The sequence below is a fragment of the Candidatus Cloacimonadota bacterium genome, assembly GCA_034661015.1.
In the GTDB taxonomy this organism is placed as follows: domain Bacteria; phylum Cloacimonadota; class Cloacimonadia; order JGIOTU-2; family JGIOTU-2; genus JAYEKN01.
Genome location: JAYEKN010000189.1, coordinates 1 through 12,732 on the forward strand (window position 1 = coordinate 1; position 12,732 = coordinate 12,732).

A 12,732-nucleotide genomic window follows, 5' to 3' on the forward strand; every position below is an offset into this window, starting at 1 on the left:
ATTTTTGATTTATGATTTTTTCTGCGAGTTTTCCATACTTTTCTACTTCTAAAATCCTCGTTCGTTAATCGACATTCATTATTCATTTTTTTTATATCGAACTTCGAACACCGATCAACGATTTTTGATTTATGATTTTTTCTGCGAGTTTTTTCCGACTTTTTTGTGAGGCAAAAAATGAAGAATAAATCCGATAAAAGTTGGGATAAGAATATTTATGGAAAAAATTAATAAGGAAGCACTCGCAGCCTGTGCTGCCGAAATCCCGAGTGATTTGAAAAAATAAATAGATAAAATTTCTCGCACTCCCAATCCACTCATGGTGATTGGTACAGAATTTAAGAAGACCACAAGACTTATCCTAAAAAAGGCATGAGAAAAAATCACCAATTGAAATGCATGCAATAACAAATAAAATTGGAGAATATACACAAAAACGAATGATACTGAGACTCCTAACAAACTCATAATTGGAAGATATTGGGGGTTAGAAAAATGTTTTGAGAGAAAAGAAGTTTTGCGAATTATATTTTTAGAAAATAATAAAAGTGTTATAACAAGAAAAAATCCGAAAATAAACCAGATATTTTTGTAGATTGCGAGAGAAACAAAACCAAATATGAGAATAGATGAAAACGCGAATACTTTTTCCAAAACAGCAAGTGCCACAACTTCCCTTTTGCTATCGTGTGAAATATGAAAGGCTTTTCCAATATCTCCTAATCGGGCTGGGGTGAAAATACTGTAAGAATAACTATAGAAAATAGATTTCAATATCTCGGCATTGGTGATATTCGGATTACAATTTTTTACCAAAATTTTCCAACGGAAAAATTGAAAACACATATTCACCGGAAGTAATAATATAGCTAATAATATCCAGAAAACTTCCGCATATTGCAAAGCATCAATTATTTTTCTCGGTTTTACAAAATAAAACAGAAAAATTAAAAAGAATATTGAAATTAAAACTTGAAAATATGTTTTCTTTTTATTTTTCATTTTTATTGATAGGCTATAATAATATTTTAAAATTGTTTGTAACCAAAAGTCCTTTTACATTTCACTCATTAATTTCACAAACATATAATTTTTGTTCAGAATCGCTTACAATATAAAATCTACTCTCCTCAGAAATATAGACTACACCTTCCGCCTTATCAAATGGAAGATTATAATCCACACCTATCTCATGCTCTATTGAATAGAAGAATAGTTTCCTGCTTTGGTCACTTACAATCCAAAAGCCTTCTCTTGTTTTATCAAAACACATACCCGAATAATCTTCGCAATTTGTGAGTTCAATTTCCGATTTAATAGAAAAATCGGAATTAAGCTCAATAAAAAGTCCGGGATTTTTTTCATTCAATAAATAGAAATTGTGCTCATCATCAATGCAATTTGCTTCCAAACCGTTATTATCCAAACCTTCTATTTGGATATTGTAAGAAGTTAGAAAATTTCCATTCAAATCAATATGCACTAATTTTCTCTCACCCTCTTCAATTATCCACAAGGTTGAATCGTTAGCATCGTATTCAATTCCTTCCAAATCTTCACCCTGATAATTTAATATTGTTAAAATATTTCCTTGAAAATCAATCTGATAAACCTTATTGTCAGGCCGATCGCTAACTGTCCAGAGTGTATTTGAGTGGGAATCATAGGTAAGACCCGAAGGTTCGGGCACGTCAAGCTCGTATTCTTCGATGATCTTTAGTAAACTTGTATTTGAATTGTTTGCAGTTTCTTCTAAACTACAGCCAGGCAGTAAGAGAATTGTTATCACAGTAATTAGAAAAAATATTTTCTCTATCATCTAAAAATCTTTTAATAAAAAAAGAGCAGCAAGAACATATTTCAGCTCTTGCTGCAATAAATGTTAATTGACGATTCTATTTATTAAGGTTGGTTAGATGTGCCCGGAGTGGGATTGTTGAAGAATTGCCATACATCGGTACCATCGGGAAGTCTTCCATAGGAAACATCTGTTGTTTGTTCACCAAAAGTTAACGAATCAATGATTGTTGTCCCATCCGGAGCAGTTAGACCTATCTGTTCACCATCACCGGAAAGTTTCGTGTCTGCAAGATGAAGCGGACCCTGTTCTTCTTCTTTATCTGCCCAAAGAAGTAAGAAACCAAGAGGTGGAATTGTGGTAATATCAGAAAGGGAGTCTGGAATTTGTGATTGATTAAGTTCTCCCAAATCATCGGTAAGATAATAGCCACCAATGTCTCCGCAGATATTTCCAGCATTATAAATTTCAATCCAGTCATCATAATCACCGGCACTATCGGCAATGGTGGTATCATTACTTGCCATAAATTCATTGATATAGAATAGGAAAATGGGGATTTCACCGGTTCCGTTTGCAGCTCCGGGCGTAAACATAGTTTCATGTCCTGCACCAAAATAGTCCCAATTTGCAGATCCGTCTGGAAGTCGTCCACAAGAAACATCTGTGGTTTGCTCTCCATAAGTCAAAGAGTCTAGAACGGTTGTACTATCTCGATCCGTAAGACCAATTTGTTCTCCACCGCTGGAAAGTTTTACATCCGAAAGGTGTAGAGGTCCTTGTTCTTCTTCTTTGTCTGCCCAAAGAATAAGATATCCGCCGGGTTCGATGGTTGTAAGGTCGGAAAATCCTTCAGGAATCATTGAGCATGCCAAGTCAGTCAAATCATCAGTTACAAACATTCCACCGATGTCCACAGGATCAGCTCCAGCATTATAGATTTCTATCCAATCATCGTGTTCTCCGTTTTCGTCTACAGGTCCATAATCATTACTCGCCATATACTCGTTGATGTAGAGTTCGATAATAGTGGGAGATGCTGTGATTGTAAATGAACCATCATAGACAGTTGCATCATCATCGTTATCAATAGCTTCAATGGCAAAATTCACAGTTACGCTATCTGCAAAAGGTCCTATATCCACAAAATAGATTGTAGAACCTGCATCATGATCCATATTAACGAGTGTAACTTCTCCGCCATCCACATCATATTCGAGTCGCACGATTTCTAAGGTACCATCTTCGTCAGTAATTTCTGCTTCAATTCTGACAATTTCACCACCAACTGGTTCTTCCGGCAATAGTGTTACATTCTTAATTTCCGGAAATTCATTATCATCGTCATCGTTACTGCAACCTACAATAAAAAGTAAGCCTAATAAAATGACAATAATCAATTTTGTAACTTTCATTTTTTTCTCCTTTTCGGTTAATTATTTAACCATAATTTTTATGTGTATTATTGATTGCTGGCGGCTGGAGTTGGGGTCGAAAAGAAATCCCAATTTTCCGAACCATCCGGTAATCTTCCTTCAGAAATATCGGTAGTTTGTTGTCCAAAAACGTAAGAGTCAATCTCTTCTCCGATACTATTAGAAATGATCAGCTCTTCGCCACCTGAGCTGAGTTTAAAATTGGTGTGCAGCGGATCACCTTGGGGATCATCATCACACCAGATTAGAATAAATCCACCTGCGGGAATAATAGTTGTGGCAGAACCTGTGGGGAATTGATATTTTTGAGGTTCGCCCATATTGTCAGAGGTAAAATATCCGGCTATATCAACAGGTGAATCTGAGTTATTGTAGATCTCAAACCAATCATCATATTCGCCGTACTCGTCATGATTTACATTATCGTTACTTGCCAAAATTTCGTTGATATACAAATCTTGCATCTGCGGAGGAGCGCTTCCAACTGTAAAAGATGAACTAAGAGTGGACATTTCACCATCATTATCAGTTGCTCTGATTTCAAAATTAACGGTAACGCTATCTGCAAAAGGACCAATTTCTACAGCGTAAACATTGTTACCTTCGAGAATCATAGGACTTGTGAAATTTGTGATTTCCTCTCCATAACAATACAATTCTACAGTATCAATATTTCCATCTTCATCCGTAACTTCGGCGGATATTTTCACGGTATCGGCAGAACTTATAGAATCCGGAAATACAGTTACTCCGGAAATTTCAGGAGGAAGGTTAGGTGAGGTTTCATCAGTGCTACAACCAATTACCAATAAGAGGAGCAGACTTAGAATTGCAGAAATAATTAAAGCTTTCATCATTCTCCTTTCACTTAAAATGCGACTACAGCCATAAACTGGATATAGTTAAAATCATAATCACCATCATAATCACCATCTGAGTTAGCGTTCTTTGAGTTGTCAACTATTGTATAATCAAACTGGAATTTGATGTTGGGATTTGCATACCAATTGAGCGCAAAAGTATAGTTGTTAGCGATTCCACCCAGAATGTCTGCATCTTCGTCAGAAAGGTCGAGATAGCTGTAACGAGCTGCAACTTCCCAAGCTCCTGTTTTAAGATTTTTGGGAATGATCTGCCCGAATTCTCCATCTTTTACGGACCAGTTTCTTTTTTCTCCGGTTAGTATCCAACTGACAAATGCGTATCCGCCGGAGAATGAAGCGTCTTTCAAATTCTTTAATCTTATTACATCTGCGAGAATGTATTCACTTTGGAAGCAGATGTTATTGAATTGCAAGGCACCTTCGAGTCCAATTTTTGTACAATAATTTACATCATAAATATCTCCGGTATCCAAAAATTCTATATCACCAATTTTGGTTTCCGGTTCGGTTTTGAAATCCATCATATCTTTCCCATCGTCAGGATATTGAATTGCAGAAGAAATGCCCGTATGCAGAAATAAATCATTTGTCAGGTCTATGCCGGAAACAAGCCGAGTAGCGTAACCACCACCTGTTTCATCTACTTCTTTTTCATAATCTTTTTCTGCTTCTACTTCCAGATCTTGCCCGAAAACTGCACTACGCAAGTTGAGATTGAATTTACCATATTTTCCCCACTTGGAATATTCGAGTCCGCAATGACGATCAGTTTCAAAAGCATTAGCAGTATAAGATCTTTCGCAAAAGGTAAGAAATCTGGAGGAGGTGAGTTCATTCAGGCTCAAGGGCATTTTGAAGTTACCGAATTTAATATGACTATTTTTGAATCCGGTGTAAGCGATGAACATATCTTCAACTTCCGGCTGTTCTTCGGCAATATCCAGATCAAATTCTGCATGCCACACACCCCAAAGTTTTGTTTTTAGGGCGAAACGTGCTTTGCGCAAATTTGTTTGATTACTGAGAATGTTTTCTGTATCATCAAAAAAATACGCTCCATTAATGTAGATTCTGGCGTCCATACGAGTAGAGAATTTTCCGTCATCGGATTTCCAGTAGAGAATTCCGTCGTCCCATTCGGTCTTTCCATCCGAAACCTCGGCGGAAAGTGTTGCTGTTAAGGTGATAATCACAATTGCAAAAATCACGAGTATGTTCGTTTTTTTCATGTTACTCCTTTAGTTTTGTTTTGGTTTAAGATTTTTATTACTTCTTATAAATGCAAAAATGAGGCTCAATAATCCCAATATCAAGAGAATGAGGCTGGTTGGTCTGGTGAAAAATATATCGTAACCGCCCATCATAACGGCTCTTCTAAAATTTGTTTCTGCAATATTGCCAAGCACCATTCCCAAAATTATGGGAGCTACCGGATATTTGTTTCTCCGTAATATCCAGCCAAATACTCCAAATACAAGGCAAGAAATAATATCAAAAAAAGAATTTCGAACCGCAAAACTGCCGATGATTGACACGGCAAATATGAGGGGGAATAAAATTTTCTTGGGAATATTTGTAACTTTTACCCAAAGCCGACTCCCAAATAATCCAAAAATGAGCAAGGCTACATTTGCCACGAGGAGACTGGCAAAAAGTCCATAAATAATCTCGGGATGAGTTACAAACAATCTTGGTCCGGGGGTAAGGTCGTGGATCATTAAAGCGCCGATAAGAACAGCAGTTGTGGCACTACCGGGAATACCGAGAGTGAGAAGCGGGACTAACGCACCTCCTACCGAACTACTGTTTGCTGCTTCTGCTGCTGCCACGCCACTCACTTCACCTTTACCAAAATTTTCCGGATTTTTACTCAAACGTTTGGTTACATCATACGAAATGAAAGAGGCAATCGTTGCTCCAGCTCCCGGAAAAATTCCAATTAGCGTCCCCATAATCGAGGAGCGGATAATCGTAAATTTCAATTTTATATAATCTCGAAGCGTAGGCCACTCGGAAGATAAATCCATCTCGGTTTTTGTCTTATGTCCACCTTCTTCCAGCTGTTTGAAAATTTCACTCAGGGCAAACAATCCGATGAGGGCTGGGATCAGGGCAAACCCGTCATAAAGATAGGAAATTCCGAATGTAAATCTGCTCACACCGGAGATAGGATCAATCCCTATCGTATTTATCAGAAGCCCAAATATAGCAGCGATAAATGCTTTTATCCAATTTTTTCCGCCGAGTGAAGCAACGGTTGTTAAACCGAATATTGCCAAAGCAAAATATTCTGCCGGGTGAAATTTCAGAGCTACTTTTGCGAGAGGAGCCGAAAAGAAAATAAGAATCAGAGTGCCGATAAATCCCCCGACTGTGGAAGAAATTAGAGAAACTCCCAGTCCTATACCGGGTTTCCCCTTCTTGGTTAGGGGATAACCGTCAAAAGCAGTTACCACAGAGGCAGGGGTGCCGGGAGCATTAATCGTTACTGCGGTTATAGACCCGCCATAGTTTGCTGCGATGTAGATCGAAACCAATAAAATCAATGCGAGTGTTGGCGACATCGTGTAAGTGAAAGGCACAAGCAAAGCCACACCCATTGAGGGAGATAAGCCGGGCATTGCTCCGGCGATTATTCCCATAACTACTCCTAACATGATTATCAAAATCGGGATGAGACCACCGATAACGCCAAAACCGTCTATTAAATTCGATAATATTTCCATGCAATTCCTTTAAATAATATATAATATAATTTCAAATAATCTTCCAATCGGCAGAGAAACTTGAGTTAAGATGTCTTTTCAATCTTGACTTAAGTTTCAAAATCAAAATCAAAATCAACCTATAATAAAATTTCAAATAATCTTCCAATCGGCAGCGGAACGTATAACGTCCGATAAAATATCAAATATGAAAAAATAATCCAGCAAAATGAAATTATTAGCATGGTGATGAATTTTCTGTAGCCCAGCATATACATGCTCATAAAGACGAAAACAAAAGAACTTATATAATATCCGAAAAAATAAATTCCAACGAGATAAACAGCGAGAAATAAAATAAATTTCAAAACTTTATTTACATCTCCGCTGTGTTCTTCCGCTATATTTTTATCGGATACAGTTTTTATGAGGAGAAGAAGGTTCAAAGGAATTAGAAGGAAAATCCAAAGTCGAGGAACCACAGATGGACCAACAACGCCACTTTCTGGGAAAACAAATGAAAGAATATAAAACAAGAGCGACAACGAAAGGAAAAATGAAATTATTAATATTCTACTCAGTAATTCCCTTTTGGGAGATTTGTACACAAAATATCCGACAATCAGATTGAACAGAAGAAGCATGACGATGAGAAAGGCAGATCCTTTTCTTGATCCGAGTCTTGTAAAAATATTATAATTTTCTGTTTTTATAATCCCTATTTTTCCCAAATAATGCCGAAAGAATTCTGCATCGGAATTGACGATTGTTCCAAATTTTTCCGGTCCGTAATAAACAACCTCTATTCCGCCTTTCTCCCAAAATGTTCTCCAATTCGGATCATTGTTTACTTGCTGAAAAAGTTTGTCATACCAGTTCAGAATTTCTGCTGGAACTCCTTTTTTTATGGCGAATCCCCGCCACATGTATTCATTTGAGAGTTCATTGGAACCGAGCTCTATGAAAGTGGGGACATCAGGAAATTGCTCAAGCCGTTTTTTGGCAGAAACTGCAGAAATTTTCAAATCGGGATTTCCCAGCACCTCGCGTGGATTTCCCACATAAGCGTGTCCCTGCTTTCCGAGGAGGGCAGCCCGAGCTTTGCCACCGCTTTTGTATGGAATCCATTTGGAAACAAAATCAAATTGCTCCCAAATTTTTATCGCAGTTACATGATCGAGCCCACCTGTGGCAGGTCCAACCCAGATTTGCTCACCATTTTTTTTTTGAGCATCCTTCACTATATCAGTCCAATCGCTGATCTCCATTTTCCTGTTGGTAATCACACATTCAGGATCTGCCATAAGCATTGCCAGCCAATCAAGAGCATGAATATAAGACGTTCCACCGGTCGAGACAAATTTTGATATATTTGATTTTGTGCAAGCAAACAACGTGTATCCATTTGCCGGTTGGCTGAGGACTTTTTGCAAAGCAACGATTCCACCGGCGCCGGGTTTGTTTTCTACTACGAAAGTTGCATCTGAATATTTAGAAGCGATTTCCGTAAATTTTCTCGTGGTTACATCAATCAATCCACCCGGAGAAGTATAAACTATTATCTTTATTGGTTTTGAGGGAAAACCGGATTCTATTTTAGGATTTTGAGTAGCAAACAAATTGCTAAAACTGAGAATTAAAAATAAAATTAAAATATATTTTTTCATACTGCCCTTACTTTTTTCTTTCATTCATTTTGTTAGACATTCATCATAAAAACATTTTGCATAAAGAACAAAGAGAAATAACTCAAAATAGCAGCCGCGATCGGAGTTATTACCCAGCCACTGCTTATTTTTCCTAACATGCGCCAATTAATATTTCTTCCCCCTTTGGCAATGCTGATGCCGAGAACTGCCCCGACAATAGATTGCGAACTGGAAACCGGTACAAGCGGAAATGATGGAAGCCCGTGTGAAATCAGGAAATATTTCAATCCTTGAGAAGCAAAAACGAATAAAACTAATGAACTTGCCGAAACTGCTACAAAGGCACTAATCGGTGATAATTTGAATATTCCTTTTCCCACAGTCATCATCACTTTTTTGGAATAAGTAAAAACTCCTACTGCAATGGCTATTCCTCCAAGAAGAAAAAGTTGCTGAATTGAGCTTAGTTGGAACAACGAGCCCACGCTCATATTGTGAAACGGGGAAGAGGAAGTGAAAACGCCCATGACATTTGCAATGTTATTTGCTCCCAAACTGTAAGCGCCAAATGCTCCGACAATAATAAGCCCGATTCGAGTATAAAAATCCAGACGAATTAAATGAATTTTTGATTTTTCCACGACCCCTTTAACAATAAAGAAAATGATAAATGAGAAAACGGCAGAGAGTATTGGTGAAAAAATCCACGTACCTACGATTTTGGATAATGAACTGATACTTGTGGGATTATGAGAAAAAAAGTTCCAACCGATAATTGCTCCCACAATTGCCTGAGATGTGGAAACCGGTAAACCGGATTTCGTCATCCACAAAACAGTTATCGCAGCTGCCAATGCAACGATGAATGCACCACCGAGTTCATTTATTGCTCCCAATTTTCCCAAAGTGTGAGAAGCACCCGCACCACTAACAACTGCTCCAATAATAATGAAAACACTGCAAATAAGCGCAGCGAGTTTGAAACGAATCATCTTTGTGCCAACTGCTGTTCCAAAAATATTGGCTGCATCGTTTGCTCCCAAAGACCAACCCAAGAATAAACCGCTTGATAAAAAGAATAATATTTTTAGCAAAATTTTACACCTTGATTCCGCTTATATTTGGCGTTTTATGGCATAAACTGCCAGTCTCTCGGCCACTTCTTCCGCCACATCGGACACAAGAGCAATCTTCTCTGCAAAATATCGCAAGTGAACTTTCTTGCTAAATCTTGTAATTTCTTCACTGTTGAATACATTTCGTTTTAGTATCTCTTCCACATTATCAGCTTCATGCTCATAATAATGGACTTTATTTATAAAATCGTTTACGAGATTTATCTCTTTAAAAAATGATCTTGCACCTTTTACAACTTCTTCTACTGATTTTGAAGAAAGTTCTGCCAATAACAAAAAATCTTTGTGTAAAAATTTTGGAATATCAGGTTTTTCAATCGAAAACTGTTCAATTGCTTTTTCGGCAGTATCCACAACATTATCCATTGTTTCGAGCAATCCGAGAACATCACCGCGAGATTCGGGAATGAGCATATTGGTATATAATTTATACTTTATGTTTCTTCTGATATTATCGGCTTCCGATTCCAACTTTGTAATATTTTCATACTGGGTTTCAAATCTCTTGGTATCCTGATTGAGATAAGATTTTATTCCTTCCAAAAAAATCAAACTGGAAACAGTTACTTTGTCGAGATATTCGTCAATGTCTCCTTCCAACTGCTTTGTCCGATTCATAAACATTTTTTTCATAATAACTCCGATTAACCTCTTTTTAAAAACCGATCGAACAATAGCCCGTGACGCAATCCGCTATCGCTCAGAGTGAATTTTTTCAAAGAAAAATATTCCAGAATACTTTTCACGATTCCGGCTCCAGCCAGAATCACATCTGCTCTTTTGGGTTGTAAGCCGATTATTTTTTTGCGTTCTTCAATTGTTTTGCTCTGATACATTTTCAGCTGTCTTTCGACCTCTACCTTGCTCATAGACGATCCTTGAATCCGGTTTGGGTCATACTTTTCCATTTTATGCATCACCGCACCCATACTTGTAACCGTTCCACCGATTCCAATAAGATAATCTGCATTTTTTTCTAACTCATGTTCCTCGAAAAATATTTTTATGTATGCCAACATCTGCTTTAGTTCGGCATTAGTTACCGGATTGGAATTTAGAAATTTTTCAGTCGGTTGAATTGCTCCGATATTTAGGCTTTTTCTATTAAGTAATTCTTTGCCTTTACCAAAAATAAATTCTGTACTTCCACCGCCGGTATCGAAAACAACCACATTTTTGTCCGTGTTACCAATTGTGGAAAGAACCGCAAGATAAGATAATCTCGCTTCTTCTTCTCCATCTATAATTTCAATCGTCAGTCCGAGTTCATTTTTTACGCGATCAACAAACTCTTTCGAATTTGTTGCGGTTCGGAGGCACATAGTTCCTACAGCAGCGATTTCAGCCACTTCGTTTTCTTTAGCAATTTTCACAAATGTGCTTAAAGAATCAATATTGCGTTTCATCGCTTCTTCAGAGATTTTTCCGGTTTTCTGCAAACCTTCTCCCAAACGCGAAATGTTATTCGTATCAATAATTTTCGTTGCTTTTCCATCTTCAACGGAATTGAGAAAGAATTTTATTGAATTTGTTCCAATATCTAAAATTGCATACTTTTTCATATTTCTCCTAATTATTTTAACAAGTCCCGTGAATCAGCAAAGCAACTTTTTCACCTCGCCGATAAAATTCATTATATATATTGCACGCATCCGGACTATTTTCGATGATTAATTTTCCCACTCCATTTTCTCTAATAAATTTTTTTACTGATTCAGGACATTTCAAAGAACCGTAAACTCCATTCCCAATTATTAGAACTTCAACATTTTCCTCAAAAATACCTGTAACCATATTCGCTTTGAGCAAGTGTCCGCTTCTTTCTTTCCACTCGCTAGCTTTTCCGGCGACTATCCGAATATCTTTTCCGGCACCAGTGATATCGCCATTGGTGGATTGGGAGTGCACTTTTCCGTTAACAATAATTCTACCCCAACTAAATTCTTGGATAGGTCCTTCCTGTGACTTGTACATAATAGATGAATAAAATTAATATTTATAACCGAATGTGTCTTTAATCGCTTTAATATAATTGATATTCTCAAAACCATTTAGAGCCAATTTTGTGACAGTTTTAAGCACTAATTCCGGGTCTGCCTGTTCCACAGCAACCGTTCGTTTTGCCACATCATTAAATTTTACTTCTGCGATTTCGACCATACATCCATCAATGAGGTAGCCGAAACGTTTTTTGAAGACATTAATAGAATGCAGTTGTGAATTAGCGTTGATAATATCTTCAAGATATTCCTGATATGAATATTCATCCTTTTTTAAATATGGCAAAGGCATGCCAAATGCTTTGAAAACAAGGACAAGATCATTAATATGAATTGGAAAATCCGCCTTCATCATTACTGTCCATTGTTCCAAATTTTTTTCTGTGTTAATACGCAGCGGAGTTTTAATATCCATTTTTTCATCGCGAATCTTTGTATTATCGTTGCTGTTGTCCGAAATTATATAAATTTCATTACTCTCTAAAACGCGAGTTACTTTGCATTTTTTGATATTATTTTCCGCTTTACCAAAGTCATTTGCAAATGTTCGCCATTCCCAGCGTGGGATTATTTTTTCCATTATTTTCCTCCGGATTGTTTTTTTGAGTTACTAACTTTTTTTATTGTCTTTTTTGCTTCTGCAATTTTTTCCCAATTACCTTCCCATTTATCATAAAGAATTTGGGTGCCTTCTTCCAGAATTTTTTTCAATTTTTCTTCCCTAATGCAATAATGAACATTCCGCCATTTCTGGTCTTTATCAATATAAGCTCCATCATATAAAACTTTTAGATGAGCGGAAAGTGTGTTCTGGGGAATTCCCAATTCATCCGATATTTCTGTTACAGTCAGGGATTTTTTTTCCATTAAAGTATAAATAATACGGATTCTGACTTCATTAGAAAGTACGTTAAAAAGTTTGCAAAGTTTCCTGATCACGAATTCATCAAGCAATATTTTTCTCCTAATATCATAATGGCGTCATTTCATAAACTTGTGATATGATGCGTCAAGGAATTTATGCATTTTTATTGAATTGCAAAATATTTTTTAATTAGAGCCTGTCCGTAAAGGAAAATCTTGACTTAAGTTCCGTTTTTTTGAAATTGACTTAAGTTTTTCCA

Annotated in this window: 13 protein-coding genes; all 13 read right to left on the reverse strand. The window is 37.0% G+C overall.

Going from position 1 to position 12,732, the window contains the following annotated elements; translation table 11 throughout:
- Window positions 1-129: 129 nt before the first annotated feature.
- The 13 genes from U9P79_07150 to U9P79_07210 all read right to left on the reverse strand — a co-directional run bounded on the left by U9P79_07150 (window position 130) and on the right by U9P79_07210 (window position 12,562).
- Entirely contained in the window at window positions 130-1,002 is an 873-nt protein-coding gene (locus U9P79_07150; GenBank protein ID MEA2104398.1) for a lysylphosphatidylglycerol synthase transmembrane domain-containing protein, read from the reverse strand.
- 61 nt (window positions 1,003-1,063) lie between these two features.
- Complete coding sequence (locus tag U9P79_07155; protein MEA2104399.1) at window positions 1,064-1,819, reverse strand: SdiA-regulated domain-containing protein; 756 nt, start codon at window positions 1,817-1,819, stop codon at window positions 1,064-1,066.
- An 83-nt stretch (window positions 1,820-1,902) separates the two neighbouring features.
- On the reverse strand, window positions 1,903-3,213 hold the full coding sequence (locus U9P79_07160) for a lamin tail domain-containing protein (protein MEA2104400.1): 1,311 nt from the start codon (window positions 3,211-3,213) through the stop codon (window positions 1,903-1,905).
- A gap of 47 nt (window positions 3,214-3,260) precedes the next feature.
- A complete protein-coding gene (locus U9P79_07165) occupies window positions 3,261-4,088 on the reverse strand; it encodes a lamin tail domain-containing protein (GenBank protein ID MEA2104401.1) in 828 nt (275 codons plus the stop codon).
- A 14-nt stretch (window positions 4,089-4,102) separates the two neighbouring features.
- Window positions 4,103-5,347 (reverse strand): porin, encoded by a 1,245-nt coding sequence (locus U9P79_07170; protein MEA2104402.1) that lies wholly within the window; start codon window positions 5,345-5,347, stop codon window positions 4,103-4,105.
- 9 nt (window positions 5,348-5,356) lie between these two features.
- Window positions 5,357-6,844 carry a tripartite tricarboxylate transporter permease gene (locus U9P79_07175; GenBank protein ID MEA2104403.1) on the reverse strand — a complete coding sequence of 496 codons (1,488 nt, stop codon included), beginning with the start codon at window positions 6,842-6,844 and terminating at the stop codon, window positions 5,357-5,359.
- Window positions 6,845-6,963: 119 nt separating this feature from the next.
- Window positions 6,964-8,490 (reverse strand): tripartite tricarboxylate transporter substrate-binding protein, encoded by a 1,527-nt coding sequence (locus U9P79_07180; protein ID MEA2104404.1) that lies wholly within the window; start codon window positions 8,488-8,490, stop codon window positions 6,964-6,966.
- Between the two features lie 32 nt (window positions 8,491-8,522).
- Window positions 8,523-9,566, reverse strand: coding sequence for an inorganic phosphate transporter (locus U9P79_07185; protein ID MEA2104405.1), 1,044 nt, complete (start codon window positions 9,564-9,566; stop codon window positions 8,523-8,525).
- 21 nt (window positions 9,567-9,587) lie between these two features.
- Window positions 9,588-10,241: a DUF47 family protein gene (locus U9P79_07190; GenBank protein MEA2104406.1), complete on the reverse strand. Its 654-nt coding sequence runs from the start codon at window positions 10,239-10,241 to the stop codon at window positions 9,588-9,590.
- An 11-nt stretch (window positions 10,242-10,252) separates the two neighbouring features.
- Window positions 10,253-11,170 (reverse strand): Ppx/GppA phosphatase family protein, encoded by a 918-nt coding sequence (locus tag U9P79_07195; protein ID MEA2104407.1) that lies wholly within the window; start codon window positions 11,168-11,170, stop codon window positions 10,253-10,255.
- Window positions 11,171-11,186: 16 nt separating this feature from the next.
- Complete coding sequence (locus U9P79_07200; protein MEA2104408.1) at window positions 11,187-11,582, reverse strand: MTH938/NDUFAF3 family protein; 396 nt, start codon at window positions 11,580-11,582, stop codon at window positions 11,187-11,189.
- 15 nt (window positions 11,583-11,597) lie between these two features.
- Window positions 11,598-12,188: a hypothetical protein gene (locus U9P79_07205; GenBank protein MEA2104409.1), complete on the reverse strand. Its 591-nt coding sequence runs from the start codon at window positions 12,186-12,188 to the stop codon at window positions 11,598-11,600.
- Window positions 12,188-12,562, reverse strand: a complete 375-nt coding sequence (locus tag U9P79_07210; GenBank protein ID MEA2104410.1) for a metalloregulator ArsR/SmtB family transcription factor — start codon at window positions 12,560-12,562, stop codon at window positions 12,188-12,190. The genes U9P79_07205 and U9P79_07210 overlap by 1 nt, the downstream gene beginning before the upstream one ends.
- Window positions 12,563-12,732: the final 170 nt, after the last annotated feature.

Coding starts and splice junctions, on each gene's coding strand:
- U9P79_07150 (MEA2104398.1), bottom strand. CDS start 1,002: ATGAAAAATAAAAAGAAAACATATTTTCAAGTTTTAATTTCAATATTC.
- U9P79_07155 (MEA2104399.1), bottom strand. CDS start 1,819: ATGATAGAGAAAATATTTTTTCTAATTACTGTGATAACAATTCTCTTA.
- U9P79_07160 (MEA2104400.1), bottom strand. CDS start 3,213: ATGAAAGTTACAAAATTGATTATTGTCATTTTATTAGGCTTACTTTTT.
- U9P79_07165 (MEA2104401.1), bottom strand. CDS start 4,088: ATGAAAGCTTTAATTATTTCTGCAATTCTAAGTCTGCTCCTCTTATTG.
- U9P79_07170 (MEA2104402.1), bottom strand. CDS start 5,347: ATGAAAAAAACGAACATACTCGTGATTTTTGCAATTGTGATTATCACC.
- U9P79_07175 (MEA2104403.1), bottom strand. CDS start 6,844: ATGGAAATATTATCGAATTTAATAGACGGTTTTGGCGTTATCGGTGGT.
- U9P79_07180 (MEA2104404.1), bottom strand. CDS start 8,490: ATGAAAAAATATATTTTAATTTTATTTTTAATTCTCAGTTTTAGCAAT.
- U9P79_07190 (MEA2104406.1), bottom strand. CDS start 10,241: ATGAAAAAAATGTTTATGAATCGGACAAAGCAGTTGGAAGGAGACATT.
- U9P79_07195 (MEA2104407.1), bottom strand. CDS start 11,170: ATGAAAAAGTATGCAATTTTAGATATTGGAACAAATTCAATAAAATTC.
- U9P79_07200 (MEA2104408.1), bottom strand. CDS start 11,582: ATGTACAAGTCACAGGAAGGACCTATCCAAGAATTTAGTTGGGGTAGA.
- U9P79_07205 (MEA2104409.1), bottom strand. CDS start 12,188: ATGGAAAAAATAATCCCACGCTGGGAATGGCGAACATTTGCAAATGAC.